General features: G+C 60.5%; 20 protein-coding genes. 3 read left to right on the top strand and 17 right to left on the bottom strand.

The features are described from left to right. Position 1 precedes the first annotated feature (1 nt). From acpS to rpoE, 13 genes are all read right to left on the bottom strand, one after another. A complete protein-coding gene (acpS, locus tag HV822_RS13395) occupies positions 2 to 382 on the bottom strand; it encodes a holo-ACP synthase (protein ID WP_238870661.1) in 381 nt (126 codons plus the stop codon). Then, entirely contained in the window at positions 379 to 1,119 is a 741-nt protein-coding gene (gene pdxJ, locus HV822_RS13390) for a pyridoxine 5'-phosphate synthase (RefSeq protein WP_238870660.1), read from the bottom strand. The genes acpS and pdxJ overlap by 4 nt, the downstream gene beginning before the upstream one ends. Positions 1,120 to 1,169: 50 nt before the next feature. After that, on the bottom strand, positions 1,170 to 1,883 hold the full coding sequence (gene recO, locus HV822_RS13385) for a DNA repair protein RecO (RefSeq protein WP_396265162.1): 714 nt from the start codon (positions 1,881 to 1,883) through the stop codon (positions 1,170 to 1,172). Beyond that, positions 1,883 to 2,785 (bottom strand): GTPase Era, encoded by a 903-nt coding sequence (era, locus tag HV822_RS13380; protein ID WP_238870658.1) that lies wholly within the window; start codon positions 2,783 to 2,785, stop codon positions 1,883 to 1,885. Before era ends, recO begins: the two co-directional genes overlap by 1 nt. Then, positions 2,778 to 3,467 (bottom strand): ribonuclease III, encoded by a 690-nt coding sequence (rnc, locus tag HV822_RS13375; protein WP_238870657.1) that lies wholly within the window; start codon positions 3,465 to 3,467, stop codon positions 2,778 to 2,780. The genes era and rnc overlap by 8 nt, the downstream gene beginning before the upstream one ends. Beyond that, positions 3,464 to 3,841: a DUF4845 domain-containing protein gene (locus tag HV822_RS13370; protein ID WP_238870656.1), complete on the bottom strand. Its 378-nt coding sequence runs from the start codon at positions 3,839 to 3,841 to the stop codon at positions 3,464 to 3,466. The genes rnc and HV822_RS13370 overlap by 4 nt, the downstream gene beginning before the upstream one ends. A gap of 46 nt (positions 3,842 to 3,887) precedes the next feature. Next, a complete protein-coding gene (gene lepB, locus HV822_RS13365; RefSeq protein WP_238870655.1) occupies positions 3,888 to 4,766 on the bottom strand; it encodes a signal peptidase I in 879 nt (292 codons plus the stop codon). Between the two features lie 21 nt (positions 4,767 to 4,787). Beyond that, entirely contained in the window at positions 4,788 to 6,587 is a 1,800-nt protein-coding gene (gene lepA, locus HV822_RS13360; protein ID WP_238873610.1) for a translation elongation factor 4, read from the bottom strand. A 158-nt stretch (positions 6,588 to 6,745) separates the two neighbouring features. Then, positions 6,746 to 8,116 (bottom strand): DegQ family serine endoprotease, encoded by a 1,371-nt coding sequence (locus HV822_RS13355; RefSeq protein WP_238870654.1) that lies wholly within the window; start codon positions 8,114 to 8,116, stop codon positions 6,746 to 6,748. 89 nt (positions 8,117 to 8,205) lie between these two features. Continuing rightward, positions 8,206 to 8,667 (bottom strand): SoxR reducing system RseC family protein, encoded by a 462-nt coding sequence (locus HV822_RS13350; RefSeq protein ID WP_238870653.1) that lies wholly within the window; start codon positions 8,665 to 8,667, stop codon positions 8,206 to 8,208. Continuing rightward, complete coding sequence (locus tag HV822_RS13345; protein WP_238870652.1) at positions 8,664 to 9,620, bottom strand: MucB/RseB C-terminal domain-containing protein; 957 nt, start codon at positions 9,618 to 9,620, stop codon at positions 8,664 to 8,666. Before HV822_RS13345 ends, HV822_RS13350 begins: the two co-directional genes overlap by 4 nt. Positions 9,621 to 9,622: 2 nt before the next feature. Beyond that, a complete protein-coding gene (locus HV822_RS13340) occupies positions 9,623 to 10,249 on the bottom strand; it encodes a sigma-E factor negative regulatory protein (RefSeq protein WP_238870651.1) in 627 nt (208 codons plus the stop codon). Between the two features lie 55 nt (positions 10,250 to 10,304). After that, positions 10,305 to 10,880, bottom strand: a complete 576-nt coding sequence (gene rpoE / locus HV822_RS13335; protein WP_396264888.1) for an RNA polymerase sigma factor RpoE — start codon at positions 10,878 to 10,880, stop codon at positions 10,305 to 10,307. Between the two features lie 382 nt (positions 10,881 to 11,262). On the opposite strand from rpoE, the gene nadB reads away from it, so the two are divergent. After that, positions 11,263 to 12,876 carry an L-aspartate oxidase gene (gene nadB / locus HV822_RS13330; RefSeq protein ID WP_238870650.1) on the top strand — a complete coding sequence of 538 codons (1,614 nt, stop codon included), beginning with the start codon at positions 11,263 to 11,265 and terminating at the stop codon, positions 12,874 to 12,876. Here the strand turns inward: nadB and HV822_RS13325 are convergent. Beyond that, positions 12,845 to 13,297 carry a hypothetical protein gene (locus tag HV822_RS13325; protein ID WP_238870649.1) on the bottom strand — a complete coding sequence of 151 codons (453 nt, stop codon included), beginning with the start codon at positions 13,295 to 13,297 and terminating at the stop codon, positions 12,845 to 12,847. The genes nadB and HV822_RS13325 overlap by 32 nt on opposite strands. Continuing rightward, positions 13,281 to 13,535 carry an FAD assembly factor SdhE gene (locus HV822_RS13320; RefSeq protein ID WP_238870648.1) on the bottom strand — a complete coding sequence of 85 codons (255 nt, stop codon included), beginning with the start codon at positions 13,533 to 13,535 and terminating at the stop codon, positions 13,281 to 13,283. The genes HV822_RS13325 and HV822_RS13320 overlap by 17 nt, the downstream gene beginning before the upstream one ends. Before the next feature lie 138 nt (positions 13,536 to 13,673). Between HV822_RS13320 and ygfZ the strand changes: the two genes are divergently transcribed. Together ygfZ and HV822_RS13310 are read left to right on the top strand one after the other, a co-directional pair. Next, positions 13,674 to 14,678, top strand: coding sequence for a CAF17-like 4Fe-4S cluster assembly/insertion protein YgfZ (ygfZ, locus tag HV822_RS13315; protein WP_238870647.1), 1,005 nt, complete (start codon positions 13,674 to 13,676; stop codon positions 14,676 to 14,678). Between the two features lie 18 nt (positions 14,679 to 14,696). Next, on the top strand, positions 14,697 to 15,530 hold the full coding sequence (locus tag HV822_RS13310; protein ID WP_238870646.1) for an HDOD domain-containing protein: 834 nt from the start codon (positions 14,697 to 14,699) through the stop codon (positions 15,528 to 15,530). Between the two features lie 12 nt (positions 15,531 to 15,542). Here the strand turns inward: HV822_RS13310 and HV822_RS13305 are convergent, their stop codons facing one another. Beyond that, on the bottom strand, positions 15,543 to 16,358 hold the full coding sequence (locus HV822_RS13305) for an enoyl-CoA hydratase (protein WP_238870645.1): 816 nt from the start codon (positions 16,356 to 16,358) through the stop codon (positions 15,543 to 15,545). Between the two features lie 69 nt (positions 16,359 to 16,427). Continuing rightward, entirely contained in the window at positions 16,428 to 17,123 is a 696-nt protein-coding gene (gene ung / locus HV822_RS13300) for a uracil-DNA glycosylase (protein WP_238870644.1), read from the bottom strand. Position 17,124: the final 1 nt, after the last annotated feature.

Genomic DNA, 17,124 nt, shown 5'->3' with positions numbered 1-17,124 from the left:
TTTAGCTAAGTGACCAGACTGCAAACGCCAACGCCTGTTCGCGCTCATCACTCAGCGACAACAGCATGCGGCCGCCACCACCAGCCGCCAGCCGCTCGGCGGCCACACCGCTGAGTACCACCTGCGGTGCACCCAGCGCGTCCCGGTCAATCTGCATATGCTGCCAGGACAGGCCACCAGCCAGGCCGGTCCCCAGCGCCTTGAGAATAGCTTCCTTGGCGGCAAAGCGTTTGGCCAGATAACGGGCGGGCTGCCCATGCTCAGCAAAACGAGCAAATTCGTCGGCGGTGAGAATGCGCCGTGCAAAGCGCTCACCCTGGCGAGACAGCACCGCTTCGATGCGGCTGACCAGAACCAGATCGGTGCCGATGCCACGAATCATTGGCGCGACGATTCCTGAATCAGCTGTCGCATGTCGCGCACCGCGCCCGCCAGGCCAGAAAACAGCGCGCGGGCAATGATCGCGTGGCCAATGTTCAGTTCATTGATACCGGTGATAGCCGCAATGGCCTGCACATTGTGATAGTGCAACCCATGCCCCGCGTTCACCACCAGCCCCAGCTTGAGGGCATAGTTGACCGATTCGCGGATGCGCAACAGCGCCTGCTGCTGCTCAGCACCTTCGGTGTCGGCATAGTGGCCAGTGTGCAATTCGATAACCGGCGCGCCGAGGCGCTTGGCCGCTTCAATCTGACGCGCATCCGGATCGATAAACAGCGATACCTCACACCCTGCAGCAGCCAGGCGCTCGATGGCTGCCTGTACCCGGGCCTCGTTACCGCAAACGTCCAGACCGCCCTCAGTGGTCAGTTCCTCGCGCCGCTCGGGCACCAGGCAAACATGCGCCGGCCGAATCTCTTCGGCAAAGGCGACCATGTCATCGGTCACCGCCATTTCAAAGTTCATCCGTGTCTGCAGCACCTCTGCCAGCAGGCGCACATCGCGCTCCTGGATATGCCGCCGGTCTTCACGCAGGTGCACGGTAATACCGTCGGCGCCGGCCTGCTCTGCCTCGATGGCCGCTTGCACCGGATCAGGGTAGCGCGTGCCGCGCGCCTGGCGCAGCGTGGCCACGTGATCAATATTGACGCCCAGCAGCACCCGGTCTGACTGACTCATGCAAAACTCTCCATTAGGTCGCAACAGCGCCACCGGCGCCGTCAAAAGATTCAGGATTGGCCGCTACCACGAGCGGCTGCAAACAGCTGACGGCTGATCAGCGGACGTCCGCCAAGGTGTACCGCCAATGCCTGACGCATCAGCCGCTTGGCGGTCGGCAGGGCATCGGGATGCTCCCAGTCGGCAGCGGCCATGGCTAGCAGACCGGCACCCGGCAAGGCGCCGTTATTGCCAGAAGGCACCGAATACAGGCCCTGCTCGGCGCTCCAGGCATAACTGCCATGGGCCAGCAACGGCTGCTGCCAAGCATCCTCCTGCAAACTGAAACCGTAACCCAGCAGCTGCAGTAACTGCCATTCAAAACTGCGCAGCACCGGCTCAACGCTTTCCAGCGGCGCCGCCAGTTGTTCCAGCGCGTGCTGATACGCGGCAAATAGCAGGGTTTGCGCGTCACCTGATGACAACAGGCGCACCAGCAGTTCGTTAAGATAGAGACCACTAAACAGTGCATCACCTTGCAAGCGTGCGTGCGCACCAGCCACTTCGGCCTGCTGCAAGGTCTTCAGCTCGCCCCGACCGTACCAGTTGACCAGCAGGGGTACAAAGGGTTGCGGCCGTGTGCCACGCCCCTTGCCGCGCGCGCCTCGCCAGACCACACGCTGCAGCCCGTCACGTAGGCTGAGCAGGTCAACCAGCGCGCTGGTGTCGCGATACGGCCGACTGTGCAACACATAAGCAGGCTGCAACGGTGCGGACATCGATATCAGTCGTCGAAGCGATAACCCAGCGAGCCCAGCGCACGCTCGTCATCAGACCAGCCGCGGCGCACCTTGACCCAGAGGTTGAGCATGATTTTGCTGCCGAACAGCTTCTGCATATCGAGCCGCGCTTCCTGGCCGATTTTTTTCAGACGTTCGCCACCGTCGCCAATGATGATCTTCTTCTGACCATCACGCTCAACCAGAATCAGCGCATGAATATGCAGAATGCGCCCTTCCTGCTTGAACTGCTCGATCTCGACCGCAACCTGGTAGGGAATCTCGGCGCCCAACTGACGCATCACCTTCTCGCGTACCAGCTCTGCCGCCAGAAAACGCGAACTCTTATCGGTCAGCTGGTCTTCGGGATAGAAGTGTTCGCTTTCCGGCAAGCGCTCGGCAATCAACGACTCGAGACGATCGATATTGCGCCCCTGCAGCGCGGACACCGGAACCACCTCAGCCTGGGGCAACTGCTGGGTCAGCCACTCCAGGTGGGGCAGCAGCTCGTTCTTGTCTTCCATCCGGTCGAGCTTGTTGACCACAATAAGCACCGGACAACTGACGTACTGCACACGCTCAAGCACCATCTGATCTTCATCAGTCCAGCGCAGACGGTCGACCACAAACAGCACAACGTCGACATCGCGCAACGCCTGGCTGGCGCTCTTGTTCATGAAGCGATTGAGCGCTTTTTCGTTTTCCTTGTGCAGGCCGGGGGTATCGACGTAGATCGCTTGCACCTCAGCCTCGGTCTTGATGCCGAGCAGGGTGTGGCGGGTGGTCTGCGGCTTGCGCGAGGTGATGGCCAGCTTCTGACCGAGAATATGGTTCAGCAAGGTCGACTTGCCGACGTTGGGGCGGCCAACGATGGCAACGTAGCCGCAACGGGAAATGGCATCAGTCATCGGCTCGCTCCACGCCAAGGGCAATCAGCGCCTGTTGCGCTGCTTGCTGTTCGGCCAGACGGCGACTACTGCCAACCCCAAAGGTGGGTTCGGCCAGCAGGGCAATCTGACAATTTACTTTGAAGGTACGACAATGTGCTTCGCCGCTGCTCTCAATCACTTCATAACGCGGCAGGTCAGCCTGACGCGACTGCAGAAATTCCTGCAATCGGGTTTTCGGGTCCTTGTTGTTGTCGACCAGCGTCAGGTCGGCAATGTGGCCCGTCAGCCAGTGCAGGATGCGCTCGCGCACCACCTCCAGCCCGCTGTCCAGATAAATGGCACCGATGATTGCCTCGGTGGCATCCGCCAGAATCGACTCACGGCGAAAGCCACCACTTTTCAGCTCGCCTGAGCCCAGGCGAAGGTACTCGCCCAGCTCAAACCCTTTGGCCAATTCGGCCAGGGTGACGCCCTTCACCAGCCGTGCACGCAGGCGCGAAAGCTGCCCTTCACGGGCTTGGGGAAAGTGTTGGAAGAGCATTTCGGCGGCGACGAAATTGAGGATCGAGTCGCCCAGAAACTCTAGGCGCTCATTGTTACGGCCACCCAGGCTGCGGTGGGTCAAGGCCAGCAGCAGCAGCTCCTGGTCCTTGAATGTATAGCCAATCTTACGTTCGAGTCGGTCTAGCTTATTGCTCACTTGAGAGGTCTGACAATAAAGGTTTCGTCAAAGTGCACCAACAGGTCCACTGTATTGAGGAGTGGCGCGCGCACTTCGTACTTGAGCACCACGGTGTAGGCATTCTGACCACTCTGGGTGGTCTCGATCGCTTCCTTGGCGTCGATGTCGCGGATACTGTTCAGCTGCATGCCCTTTTGGATGTAGCTGTTCAGGTCGCGCAGGGAGTTGATCTTCACGCTCGGGTCTTCATTGACCGTAGTGATGATATTGCGCAGAGAGTAATGATCCATGTAGATGGGAACCAGCTTCATCGCAATGACCATGCCGAAAACAAGCAGGGCGATGACCGCCAACCAGCCGAAGAAGGATGCCCCTTTCTGGGAGTGGCGCATAATTACCTCATAGTCCGTTGTTGATGTTATGTCCTGTCTGGCACCCTCAATGGATCAGGGCGACGCTCGAGAAACTTGGCAAGTTGCTGAGCTTGGGCTCCGGCCAATGCATCCACACGGCAAAAGCCTTCCCTACAATATAGTTGTCTGGAACCATTCCCCACAACTCTTGCGGCATTTCAGCTGATTGCCAATAGCGGCTGTCGTTCGAGTTGTCACGGTTGTCGCCCATCATGAAGTAATATCCCTGCGGTACCACCCACTCGTTCGGCTTGGGTGCTTGCGATAGTTGCTTCTGACGGATCAGGTGGCTGGCCTCGCCTAACTGCTCATGATAAATGGCTGCATTTGCCATCGCCTGTAAAGGATGGCCAGCGGGCACTTCATCATCCGGCACAATCTCGACCAGTTCGTGCTCAATCTTCTGGCCGTTGATATACAACTGTTTGCCCGCATAGCGAATGTGATCACCCGGCAAGCCAACAACCCGCTTGATGTAATTGATCGACGGGTTATTCGGGTAGCGAAACACCATGACATCGCCCCGTTGCGGATCACCAATCGGGATGACCTTGGTGTCGATCACCGGCAAACGAATACCGTAGGCAAACTTGTTGACCAGAATGAAGTCACCCACCTCGAGGGTGGGCTTCATGGAGCCGGACGGAATCTGGAACGGCTCAACCAGGAAGGAGCGCAGCACCAGCACAATGGCTAGGACCGGAAAAAACGACTTGCCGTACTCGACCAGCAGCGGTTCCTTTTCCAGCCGCTCGACAGTCTGCGGATCAGCCACATCAACCTGAGCCTCGTAGCTGGCAACAGCACGACGACGACGCGGTGCCAATAGCACCCGGTCCAGCAACGCCAGAAAGCCGCTGACTGCGACCGCGATAACCAGCACCAGCGGAAAATTGAGATGCATCATCGTTCGAGCTTACCGTCCCTAATTGTCGACCTTGAGCACCGCGAGGAATGCATCCTGCGGGATTTCCACACTACCTACCTGCTTCATGCGCTTCTTACCGGCCTTCTGCTTCTCCAGCAGCTTCTTCTTACGGCTGGCATCACCGCCGTAGCACTTGGCCAATACGTTCTTGCGCAGAGCCTTCACCGTCGAACGGGCGACGATCTGGCCGCCAATCGCTGCCTGAATAGCCACATCAAACATCTGACGCGGAATCAGGTCCTTCATCTTCTCGACCAGCTGGCGACCTTTGTAGGCTGCGTTGTCACGGTGCACGATCAACGCCAGCGCGTCGACCTTTTCACTATTGATCAAGATATCCAGACGCACCAACTTGGCCGCCTGGAAGCGATCAAAACTGTAATCCAGCGAGGCATAGCCGCGGCTGACCGACTTTAGCCGGTCGAAGAAGTCGAGTACCACCTCATTCATCGGCAGATCATAGGTAACCTGAACCTGCGTGCCGAGAAAAACCATGTCATGCTGCACGCCGCGCTTCTCGACGCACAGGGTAATCACGCTGCCCAGGTGGTCCTGCGGTACCAGAATGTTGGCGCGCACAATCGGCTCGCGCATTTCTTCGATGACCGAAGGGTCAGGCAGCAGTGAAGGGTTATCGACGTAGATGATCTCGCCACCTTTTTTCACTACCTCGAACACCACCGTCGGTGCCGTGGTGATCAGATCCAGGTCATATTCGCGCTCCAGGCGCTCCTGGATGATCTCCATGTGCAGCATGCCCAGGAAGCCGATGCGGAAACCAAAGCCCAGTGCCTCGGAGCTCTCTGGCTCGAACTGCAGCGCGGCGTCGTTGAGAGTCAGCTTCTGCAACGCCTCGCGAAAATCCTCAAAATCATCAGAGCTAACCGGGAACAGACCGGCATACACCTGCGGCTTGACCTTCTGAAAACCGGGCAGCGGGGCTACGTCTGGGGTTGCCGACAGGGTCAGGGTGTCGCCTACCGGCGCGCCGTGAATGTCCTTGATACCGGCGATGATGAAGCCTACCTCGCCCGCTTTCAGGTCCGCGGTTTCGGTGTGCTTGGGGCTGAACACGCCCACGCTGTCGACCTGGTGAAACTTGCCAGTCGACTTGACCAGCACCTTGTCACCTTTCTTGATGCGGCCGTGCTTGACGCGCACCAGCGACACCACACCCAGATAGTTGTCGAACCAGGAGTCAATGATCAACGCCTGCAAGGGCGATTCGATCTCGCCCTCAGGCGCGGGAATGGTTTTGATCAGCGCCTCAAGCACATCCTCAACGCCAATGCCGCTCTTGGCCGAACAGGCCACTGCGTCGGTTGCATCGATGCCGATAACGCTCTCGATCTCACCCTTGACCCGCTCAGGCTCTGCCTGCGGCAGGTCGATTTTGTTGAGGACCGGCATGACCTCCAGGCCTTGTTCAATCGCGGTGTAGCAGTTGGCTACCGATTGCGCCTCAACACCCTGGGCGGCGTCCACCACCAGCAAGGCACCCTCACAGGCTGCCAGCGAGCGGCTGACTTCGTAGTGAAAGTCGACGTGACCGGGGGTATCGATAAAGTTGAGCTGATAGGTTTTGCCGTCTTTAGCGGTGTAATACAGCGTGACGCTATGCGCCTTGATGGTGATACCGCGCTCACGCTCCAGATCCATGGAGTCCAGCACCTGAGCCTCCATTTCCCGCTCGCTCAGGGCACCGCACAGCTGAATAAAGCGGTCAGCTAGCGTCGACTTGCCGTGGTCGATGTGGGCAATAATGGAAAAGTTGCGAATCAGGCTCAGGTCACTCACGGCGCGGATCATCCAGACAGGGTTGCCAGACATGGCGATGACGGGGAAGAGTCCCCAAAACAGCCGGCGAGTGTACCTGATTAGCGGCGATGTCGCTATCGCCGCCAGGGCCGGTCATCGGGAGCTTGCTACCACCGATAACCGGCCAACAGAGCGGATCACTCCGCCAGACGGAAGGTAATATAGCTGGCGCGCCCCTGGCGAATCACGCGCATCGAGATGGAGCGATTGTCCGGCAGCTCGCCAGCAATCTGGGTGAACGTCTCGACCGAGTCCACCGACTGGTTGTCGAGATTGGTGATGATGTCACCCGGACGCAGACCAACCATGGCACCCGGACCCCGCATGACTTCGCGCACCACCACGCCAGAGTGGATATCCAGATTTTTCTTCTGCTCGTCGCTCAGCTCGACCACCGTGACGCCCAGACGGTTGGAAGAGGTCGCCTGGGCCGGCGCATCACTGGCCAGCGCCGCAACGTTATCATCATCGGGCAGCGCACCCACTTCCATGCGCAGGGTCTTGCGCTCCTTGTCACGCATCACCACCAGCGACGCCTCGGCGCCCGGGCGGACACGCCCAACAGCGTGGGGCAGATCAGAGGAACGCACCACCTCGTGACCATTGAACTCAAGAATCACGTCACCGACTTTCAGACCACCCTTGTCTGCCGGGCCGCCCGGCATGATCTGGGCAACCAGTGCACCGGCGGGCTTGGGCAGATCAAACGACTCGGCCAGATCCTTGTTGACCTCCTGGATCACCACACCCAGCCAGCCGCGCTGCACACTGCCGCTGTCCTTGATCTGCGCGACCACATCCATCGCGACATCCATCGGAATGGCAAACGACAGGCCCATAAAGCCGCCCGAGCGGGTAAATATCTGGGAGTTGATGCCTACAACCTCACCCTCCAGATTGAACAGCGGGCCACCGGAGTTACCCGGGTTGATCGCCACATCAGTCTGAATGAACGGTACATAGTTCTCGTTCGGCAGACTGCGCCCCTTGGCGCTGACGATACCGGCCGTAACCGAGTAGTCGAAACCGAAGGGCGAACCAATCGCCAGCACCCACTCACCGGGTTTGAGCTCGGCCGACTTGCCAATCTTGACCACCGGCAGGTCGCCGCCGGCATCGATCTTCAGCAGCGCCAGATCAGAACGCGGATCGGCACCGACCAGTTCTGCCTGCAGTTCACGGCGGTCCGACAGACGCACAAAAATCTCGTCGGCATCAGCGACCACATGATTATTGGTCAACACATAGCCGTCATGGGAGATGATAAAACCGGAACCGAGGGACTGCGGAGTCTCTCGCTCGCGCGGGGAAGGCGCTTGGGGAAAGCTGCGCTCAAAAAACTCGCGAAACAGCGGCGGCATCCCCTCAAGATCAGGCATGCCTTGCACCACATTCTGGCTAGCTGCCTTTTGCCGTGTGCTGATATTAACAATCGCTGGCGATGCTTCCTCAACCAGCTCGGTAAAGTCCGGCAGGTCCACCGCCAATGCCAGCGACTGCCAGCTCATTACACAAATACTTGTAGCCACCAGGGCCAAACGTCTCAGCGACAACATACGCCCGTATTCTCCTCACTTGTCTCAAGGAACATCGCACTTCACAGGTTCGTCAGCGGCACCCCATCGAGGCTGGCGGCGCGTAGCACCTGCGGCGTCAGCTGCGGGTTGTGGCGGGCGCGCTGCCCATGCCAACGGACCAGTACAAAACCTGAACTCAGGCCGAGGAGCGCGGCCAAAATGACCTGCGGCTCGGAGCCACCTATCCCCTGCACTGCCAGCGCGGCAGCAAACAACAACGCCAAGGGCACCAGATAAACCCAGAGCGCGCCGCGCACCAGGGCGTCTTCGGGCACGCCGATCAACACTTCATCCCCAACCTGCCACTGACGTTCCGTCAGGGCCCGTACAAACCCCATTCGCCCGCCGGCACCCAGTCGTTGCAGCAACCCCTGCCCGCAACCAGCCTTGGCCGCGCAACTTCCACAGGTGCTGCTGCGCATGGTCTGCACCCAGACCGCGCCGGGCTCCACACTCAACACCCGCCCCCGCTCCTCAATCACGGCAACGCCTCTGCCGAAACGGCGGCGTGAGGAAAGGAAGCAGCGATGCGCTCAGCAGTTGCTGGCGGTATCTCACCAACGATCGTGGCCAGATAGGTCTGCCCCTCGACCTGGAGTCTCCGGCTGATCGCCACTGTCGGGCCGAGTTGCGCCGCCAGATTGTCCGCCGGGCGCTCCTCACCCAGCGGCTCGACGAACACGGTAAAGCGCGCCAAGCCATCGCTGTACACCCGGGTCATCACAGCTGGCTCACCGGACGCCAGAGCGCGCACCATCGAGTCACCTGCGGTGTAGCCGGGCGGCAACCAGCCTGGCTGCCAGTCAGAGGCATCCACGAGCTTTTCCGGCTGCGCAGCATTCAATGGCAGGCAGCGAGAACCAACCTCCAGCGCGTCATCTGGCAAGGAGAAATTCACATCGACGAACTGAAAGCGCTCGAGCAGCACATTGCGCTCATTGATCAACAATGACTTGAGCAACAGACCGGTTTCATCGTCGAGATACAGTTCATAGGCATAACGAAAGACATCTCGGGGCTTGAGCGCCACCACGGTGACAGGACGATCTGCCACCCGCGTACTACCCAGCACCTCAAGCGCATACCAGCGCTGCAGACGTGCCGGGTCAACCGCTTGAGAAGCAGCCCCCTGCCAGTCGGACACCGCGAAATAGGAGCTGGCGCATTGCAAACGACCGTCGCGGCGCAACCACTCCTGGGGCTCTCCATCAGCCCGGAGCAGACGTTCGGTCACGCCGTCGTCGTCAGTTTGACGCCAGATATGGTGGGTACTGAAACTGCCGGAGCGTTCGTAAACGAACGCTCCCTGATAGCTTTGCTGATCAACCGCGTCGGCCATGCCGCGCAACAACTGTCCTGCATCCTTGGCCTGAGCCAGCGGCGCTGCCATCAGCACCGCGGCAGAACAACAGGCAAGGTGTCGCGACCATTTCACCACTAGCGACCTTCCATGCTCGCTGCGCGGGCATAAGGCACCAGCTGCGGCGTATTGAACTGGGCACCAGCCTCGGCGTGCTCACGCAGGTAGCGACTAATGCGCTGCTCATGCCAGGCCGAGGGACCTTGCGCAGGCGCCAGCGGCTCGGCGGCGGCAGTGCCGGTCTGCGAGTAGCCGGCCAATACCGCACCGGAGCGTGCAGCCGGATTAGCCTGCAGCATAGACGGCGCAGGGCTGCTGGCCGCAGTCATCGGCTGCGTCGGCGCATCACCCTGATTGACCATCCGCACGCCTACCAGCACGGCCAAGGTCACGGATGCCGCCACGGCTACCCGACCGAGGTTGCGCCACAACACAGATCCCTGAGCGGCAACAGGCGCCGCCTGCCCAGATTCCAGGTGCAACGCCGGCTCATCCTGTAGCGCTGCAGCGATGCCAGCTGACAGGTCTACCGAACCCTGCCAGGGCTCCTTGTGCATGACCGAGCGAGCCATCTGGTAGCGCGCCCAGGTACTACGCAGTGCTGGATCCTGATCAGCTGCCTGGAGAACACGGCGCACTTCCAGTTCATCAGCCTCGTTGTCCATGAGAGCGGAAAGAGACTCCTGCAAGACTTCGTTTCTCATTGCTATACCTCTGCTGTTGGCCCCAAGGGCTCACTGCGTTGCACCCTGTTGCCGATCATGCTTCAAGCAACGGTTTCAGGGCTTTATCTATTGCCTCCCGCGCCCGGAAGATCCGGGAGCGGACGGTGCCGACCGGGCAGGCCATCACGTTGGCAATGTCTTCATAGCTCAACCCTTCGAACTCACGCAGGGTTAACGCTGTTCTTAAATCATCAGGCAACTGTTCGAGGGTTTTGTTCACTACCTGCTCGATTTCGTCGCGCAACATTTCGCGTTCAGGCGAGTGAATATCCTTCAGGATGCTGTCGCCTTCGTAATACTCCGCCTCATCTGCGGCGATATCCGAATCCGGCGGCCGACGATTGCGCGCCACCAGGTAGTTCTTTGCGGTGTTAATCGCAATGCGGTACAGCCACGTATAGAACGCGCTATCACCACGAAAGTTCGCCAGCGCGCGATAGGCTTTGATGAACGCTTCTTGAGCCACGTCCTGCGCTTCATGGCTGTCATGCACAAAACGCGTCACCAATGCGAGAATCTTGTGCTGGTATTTAAGAACCAGCAGATCAAAGGCACGCTTGTCGCCTTTCTGAACACGCTCAACCAACTGCTGATCGCTCTGCCCTGTCATAATGAAATCACTCTGCAGGGTCCGCGATTCGCGTCGTTATCGTAGACACAAGTTGTAACCAAAAGTTCTCCCCTCACTCAGGTACAGCAGTAGGAACGTCATAAATGACAAAAAGTTCCCATGTGAGCGCACAATGCCAGCATCCTGCCAGCAAGCAAACCATCAGGCCCTCACCCATGGGAGACAGTATTGTGCGGCAGCGCGCTTCTATATACTAGGCAAGCGCGGCCTTATCCACACGCCTCCCCTGCGCAAGTAAAAGGGGGCCGAAGCCAGCGCCCACGACCGTTTTCCGCAACACCTTCGGTCGTATGCATACTGCCAAAGACACCTGTCTGGGCGCCACTTGAGCACCCAGACCATCCAGCAGCTGAATAAAGATATGACGCGACAACGCCAATACGACGTACTGGTCATCGGCAGCGGCGCCGCCGGCCTGACCCTAGCTCTGCACCTGGCCAGCGATCTACGCGTAGCCGTATTGAGCAAAGGACAGCTATCCGAGGGCTCCACCTTCTGGGCCCAAGGCGGTGTAGCAGCGGTGCTGGACGATGCCGACACGGTTGACGCGCACGTCCAGGACACCCTGATCGCTGGCGGCGGCCTGTGTCACGAAGACGCTGTACGGCAGATTGTTGGCGATAGCGCCGACGCCATCGGCTGGCTGGTCGAACAGGGCGTACCCTTCACCCGCGAGCGACGCTCGGATGGCAGCGAGAGCGACGATTTCCATCTGACCCGCGAGGGCGGCCACAGTCATCGCCGCATCATCCACGCCGCTGACGCCACCGGCGCAGCCATCTTCAACACACTGCTGCAACGGGCCGAAGAGCACAGCAATATCGAGCTACTGGATAACCGCGTGGCGGTTGACCTGATCACCAGCAAAAAGCTGGGCCGCAGCGGCAACGAGTGCCTGGGCGCCTACATCCTGAACCGCTCAAGCGGGCACGTCGAAACTGTCGCCGCACGCTTTACCGTGTTGGCCACGGGCGGCGCCAGCAAGGTGTACCTGTACACCAGCAACCCGGACAGCGCCTCGGGCGACGGTATCGCCATGGCCTGGCGCGCCGGCTGCCGGGTGGCCAACATGGAATTCAACCAGTTCCACCCGACCTGTCTGTACCATCCCAAGGCCAAGAGTTTTTTGATCACCGAAGCCCTGCGCGGCGAAGGCGCCCTGCTGCGCCTGCCCAATGGCGAGCGCTTTATGCCGCGCTTTGACGAGCGCGCCGAGCTGGCACCGCGCGATATCGTGGCCCGCGCCATCGACCATGAAATGAAGCGCCTGGGTCTGGACTGTGTGTACCTGGATATCACCCATAAGCCGGCCGACTTTATCCGTAGTCACTTCCCGACTGTGCACGAACGCTGCCTGGCATTTGGCATTGATATCACCCGCGAACCAATACCGGTCGTACCAGCGGCCCACTACACCTGTGGCGGCGTAATGGTCGACAGCAGCGGGCGCACCGACCTCACCCGACTCTACGCCATTGGCGAGACCAGCTTCACCGGCCTGCACGGCGCCAACCGCATGGCCAGCAACTCGCTGCTCGAATGCATTGTGTACGGCCGTGCCGCCAGCCAGGACATTCTGGCGCGCTTGCAAGACAGCGCCATGCCGCAAGAGCTGCCGATCTGGGATGAAAGCCAGGTGACCGACTCGGATGAGGACGTGATCATCTCCCACAACTGGGATGAGCTGCGGCGCTTCATGTGGGATTACGTGGGGATTGTGCGGACATCCAAGCGACTGCAACGGGCGAAACACCGCGTTGACCTGCTACTGGCGGAAATCCACGAGTTCTACAGCAATTATCGGGTCAGCCGGGACCTGCTGGAGCTGCGCAACCTGGCGGTGGTCGCCGACCTGATCATTCGCTCGGCCATGCAGCGCCGCGAGAGCCGCGGCCTGCACTACACCCTGGACTACCCGGCGCAGCTGGAGCAAGCGCTGGATACTATTCTGCCACCACCCAACGCTGACGACTGAAGCGCAAACGCAGGCGCAGCCGACGCAGGCTTTCTTCCGGCGCGGCGTCGGCCGGCAAGACGACGGACACCGGACACCAGCGACCCTGCTCGCGCAGCCTGACCACCGTCAGCATGGCACTGACATAGGTATCAGCCAGCAGGCGCGCCGCCACTTCCGAACCGTCACGGCGCAGGATGTGCCAACCTTCGCTGTCAAAGCGCAAACCGGTCACCGAGTGCGGGTGTCGCAAACTCACCTGACGCGGCCAGACCCAACCGCCATACAGCAGCACCAGCGCTACACACAGCAAGCTCGGCCAAAGGGTCAAGGCGCTATTGAATACGCCCAGACACGCCAACAGCCCGCTGAGCAGCAGCAAAAAGGCCATCCAGCGGGACGGTTGGCGTTGCAGCAACAGATATTCAGTTTGGCTGTACACGGTCCAGAATCATCCTCACGATGTGACGCAGCTCCGGGTCATCCGGCTCGCCACGCTGCATAAACCAGACGAACATGTCCTGATCCTCACACTCCAGCAGTTGGCGATAACGCGCCTGATCAGCCTCGTCCAGCGTCGGATACACCTCCTGCAGAAAGGGCACCAGCAAGACATCCAGTTCCAGCATGCCGCGACGGCTGTGCCAGAACAAACGTTTCATTTCTATATCGGCCGACATCGGCAACTCCACAAGCTGAGAATTGAACTGCGCATTGCAATTCTCATTATAACGGCAAGATAGCAGCAAGCGGCGCCTGACAAGCACCCGCCCCGCACCCTATCATGTATCACCACACACCAAGGGAACAACGACGGTATGACCTTACACGCCGAGCTTGCCAGCCACTTTGCCGAGGCGAGCGACAGCAGCGACTTCGCGACAGGCCTGAGCCTGCTCGACCATCAGGGCCTGATCAGTGTGACCGGCAGCGATGCCGACAAATTCCTGCAGGGCCAAATCACCTGCGACCTGCGCCAGCTCGACCAGGATCACAGCAGCCTCGGCGCGCGCTGCAGCCCCAAGGGCCGCATGCAGTCCAGCTTCCGCATCTGGCGAACCACCGACGGCATGCTGTTGAGTCTGGCGCGCGAGCTGGTTGCCCCGCAATTGGCCGATCTCGGCAAATACGCCGCACTTTACCGCCAATGCCAACTGGCGGACCAAAGCGACAACTGGGCCGGCTTCGGCCTATGGGGCGAGCAAGCCGAACAGGCATTGCATGCGGCCGGCCTCCAGCCACCTGCCGAAGACAACGGCATCAGCCGCACGGGCAACAGCGTCGCCCTGCGCCTGCCGGGCGCGGCCTATGCCGTCTGGACGCCGATTGCCGATGCGCCTGCCCTGTTGGCGAAGCTGTCCGCCCACGCTTCACTGGTTAGCGCCAACCAGTGGCAGTTGCGCCAAATCCAGAGCGGCATCGGCCAAGTGACCGGGCCGACCCTCGAAAGCTATATTCCGCAGATGCTCAATCTGCAACACTTGGGCGGCGTCAGCTTCCGCAAGGGCTGCTACACCGGCCAGGAGATCGTTGCTCGCATGCAGTACCTGGGCAAACTCAAGCGTCGCATGTACCGCCTGCTGATGGCTGGCGACGCACCGCCCAAGCCGGGCACCGAGATTATCGATCGCGACAGCGGCAAAGCCGTGGGCGACGTCGTAATCGCCGCGCGCGGATCCAAGGCAGTCGAACTGCTGGCCGTATTGCAGAAGGATGCAGCACAATTGGCGACGTTAAGCCTGGCCGCCAGCGACGGCCCGCTACTGACGCTCAGTGAGCTACCCTACGAGCAGGCACTGACCAGCGCTGAAGCCGAACAATAGAACACCAAGGGACATGACATGACCGACCTCGCCCAACGCGTCCATGATGAGCTGATGCAAGCCATCGAGAAAGATCAGCTGGTACTACCCACCCTGCCGGAGGTTGCACTACGGGTGCGAGAGGCCGCCGAAGACCCGGACGTCAGCATTCCCGACCTGGTGCGCGAAATAAGCAACGACGCCGCCCTCAGCGCCCGCCTGATCAAGGTGGTCAACAGTCCGCTACTGCGCAGCCGCCAAGAAATCACCGACCTGTCGATGGCCGTGAACCGCATGGGCATCGCCTACACCGCCAACCTGGCAACCGGTCTGGCGATGTCGCAGATGTTCCAGGCGACCTCTGACGTGATTGACCGCAAGATGCGTGAGGTATGGACGCGCAGCACAGAAGTGGCTGGCATCAGCCATGTGCTGTGCCGTCACTACACCCGTCTGAAGCCCGATCAGGCCACACTGGCTGGCCTGGTCCACCAGATTGGCGTGCTGCCGATTCTTAGCTACGCCGAAGAGAACAGCCAGCTGTTGCGCGACTCCATCAGCCTGAACCTGGTTATCGACCGCATTCACCCGCTGCTGGGCGATCGCATTCTGCAGGCCTGGGACTTCCCCGAGCCGCTGCGTCACGTACCGTCCGAGCATCTGGACTTCCAGCGCAACTCAGCCAGTGTTGACTACGCCGACATTGTGCAGGTGGCCATGCTGCAGTCACTGTCCGGCACCCAGCACCCGTACGCGCAAATGGACTGGAGCGGCATCAGCGCCTTTGCCAAGCTCGGTTTGAACCCGGCCGACGAACAGGAAGACGAAGACCTGTCTGCCGAGATGGAAGCCGCCATGCAGCTGCTGGCCTGAGCCAGCAGCCACTCACCGCCGCGTCCACCGCAGCGGTCGCTTCTCCAGAAAGGCGTTAACCCCCTCCACGGTATCCTCCAGCTCGAACAGGTCAACGAAGTGCTCGCGCTCACTGGCCAGCAAAGAGTTCAACGGTTGGTTGCGGGCACCCTGGATCAGCTGCTTGCAGTAGCCCACTGCGGTCGGACTCTGACGTGCCACCTGGGCTGCCAGGCGTAGTGCCACCGCCACCGCCTGCCCCTGCTCCACGCACTCCTGTACCAAGCCGATACGTTCGGCCCGCACGCCATCAATCCGCTCGCCGCAGAGAATCATCCGCTTGGCCCAACCTTCTCCGACCAGCCAGGCCAGAGCCTGAGTGCCACCAGCGCAGGGCAACAGTCCGACACTGGCCTCCGGCAAGGCCAGTTGCGCCTGCCGCTCAGCAATGCGGATATCACAGGCCAGCGCGCACTCCAGGCCGCCACCCATCGCATAGCCGTTGATGGCCGCAATGGTGACGCCGGAGAAATCGCGCAACGCCTCAAAGGCTGCGCCAAACAGACGGGCCATCTCCCGCGCCCGCGCCGCATCACCGTCAGCAAACATATTCAGATCGGCGCCCGCGGAAAAGAAACGCTCGCCGCGGCCAGTCAGCACCAGCGCGTAGATATCCGGATCGGCGTTCAGATGATGCAGCAGCTCGGGCAAGCCGTGCAGGCTGTCGGAATCCCAGGTATTGGCCGGCGGGTTATCAATGGTAACCAGCGCGGTATGGCCGGCCTTCTGCACCACCAGTTTGTCGGTGCGCGGTACAAGCGCGGTATAGGGTTGCAGTGCATGCTCCATAACAGTCTCCAACTCACGCCGGAGCGACCCGACGGCAGGCGTGCGCCGCCGCGAGCCTGGCCCCGGGGGCTAACGGGGAAGATCAGGCAGACCCCAGTCAATGGGTGCCTGCCCATGACTGACAAGATAGTCGTTGGCGGCGGAAAAGTGGCCGTTACCGATAAATCCGCGATGGGCGGACAACGGCGAAGGATGCACCGAGGTCAGCACACAATGACGTTCGCGATCGATCTGTTCGCCCTTGCGCTGGGCGTAGCTGCCCCACAGCAGGAACACACAGTGCTCGCGCCGCGCGTTGACCACCTCAATCACCTTTGAGGTAAAACGCTCCCAACCGCGCTTGGCGTGGGACCCGGCCTGCGCCTGCTCAACCGTCAGCACCGCATTGAGCAGCAGAACACCCTGCTCCGCCCAGGACTGCAGACAGCCGTGGGGCGGAATCGGTAAACCCAGATCGCGATTGATCTCTTTGAAAATATTCTGCAGCGACGGTGGCGTGCGCACACCGGGCGGCACCGAGAAGCTCAGCCCGTGAGCCTGCCCCGGGCCGTGATAGGGGTCCTGACCAATGATCACCACCCGCACCTGATCCAGCGCCGTAGAGTTGAGCGCATTGAAGACCTGCGGCCCAGGCGGAAAGGTTGTCTTGCCGGCAGCCTTCTCCTGCTGCAAGAAGCTGCGCAGCTGCTGCATGTACGGCTGTTCAAACTCGCCCTGCAGCTCGCCGAGCCAGCTGTCATCCAGTTGAATTGGCCGCTCACCCACA

Origin of the sequence: Halopseudomonas maritima, assembly GCF_021545785.1 — a bacterium.
In the GTDB taxonomy this organism is placed as follows: domain Bacteria; phylum Pseudomonadota; class Gammaproteobacteria; order Pseudomonadales; family Pseudomonadaceae; genus Halopseudomonas; species Halopseudomonas maritima.
Note: the sequence above shows the minus strand (reverse complement) of the source record. Positions and strands in the feature narration are given on the sequence as shown.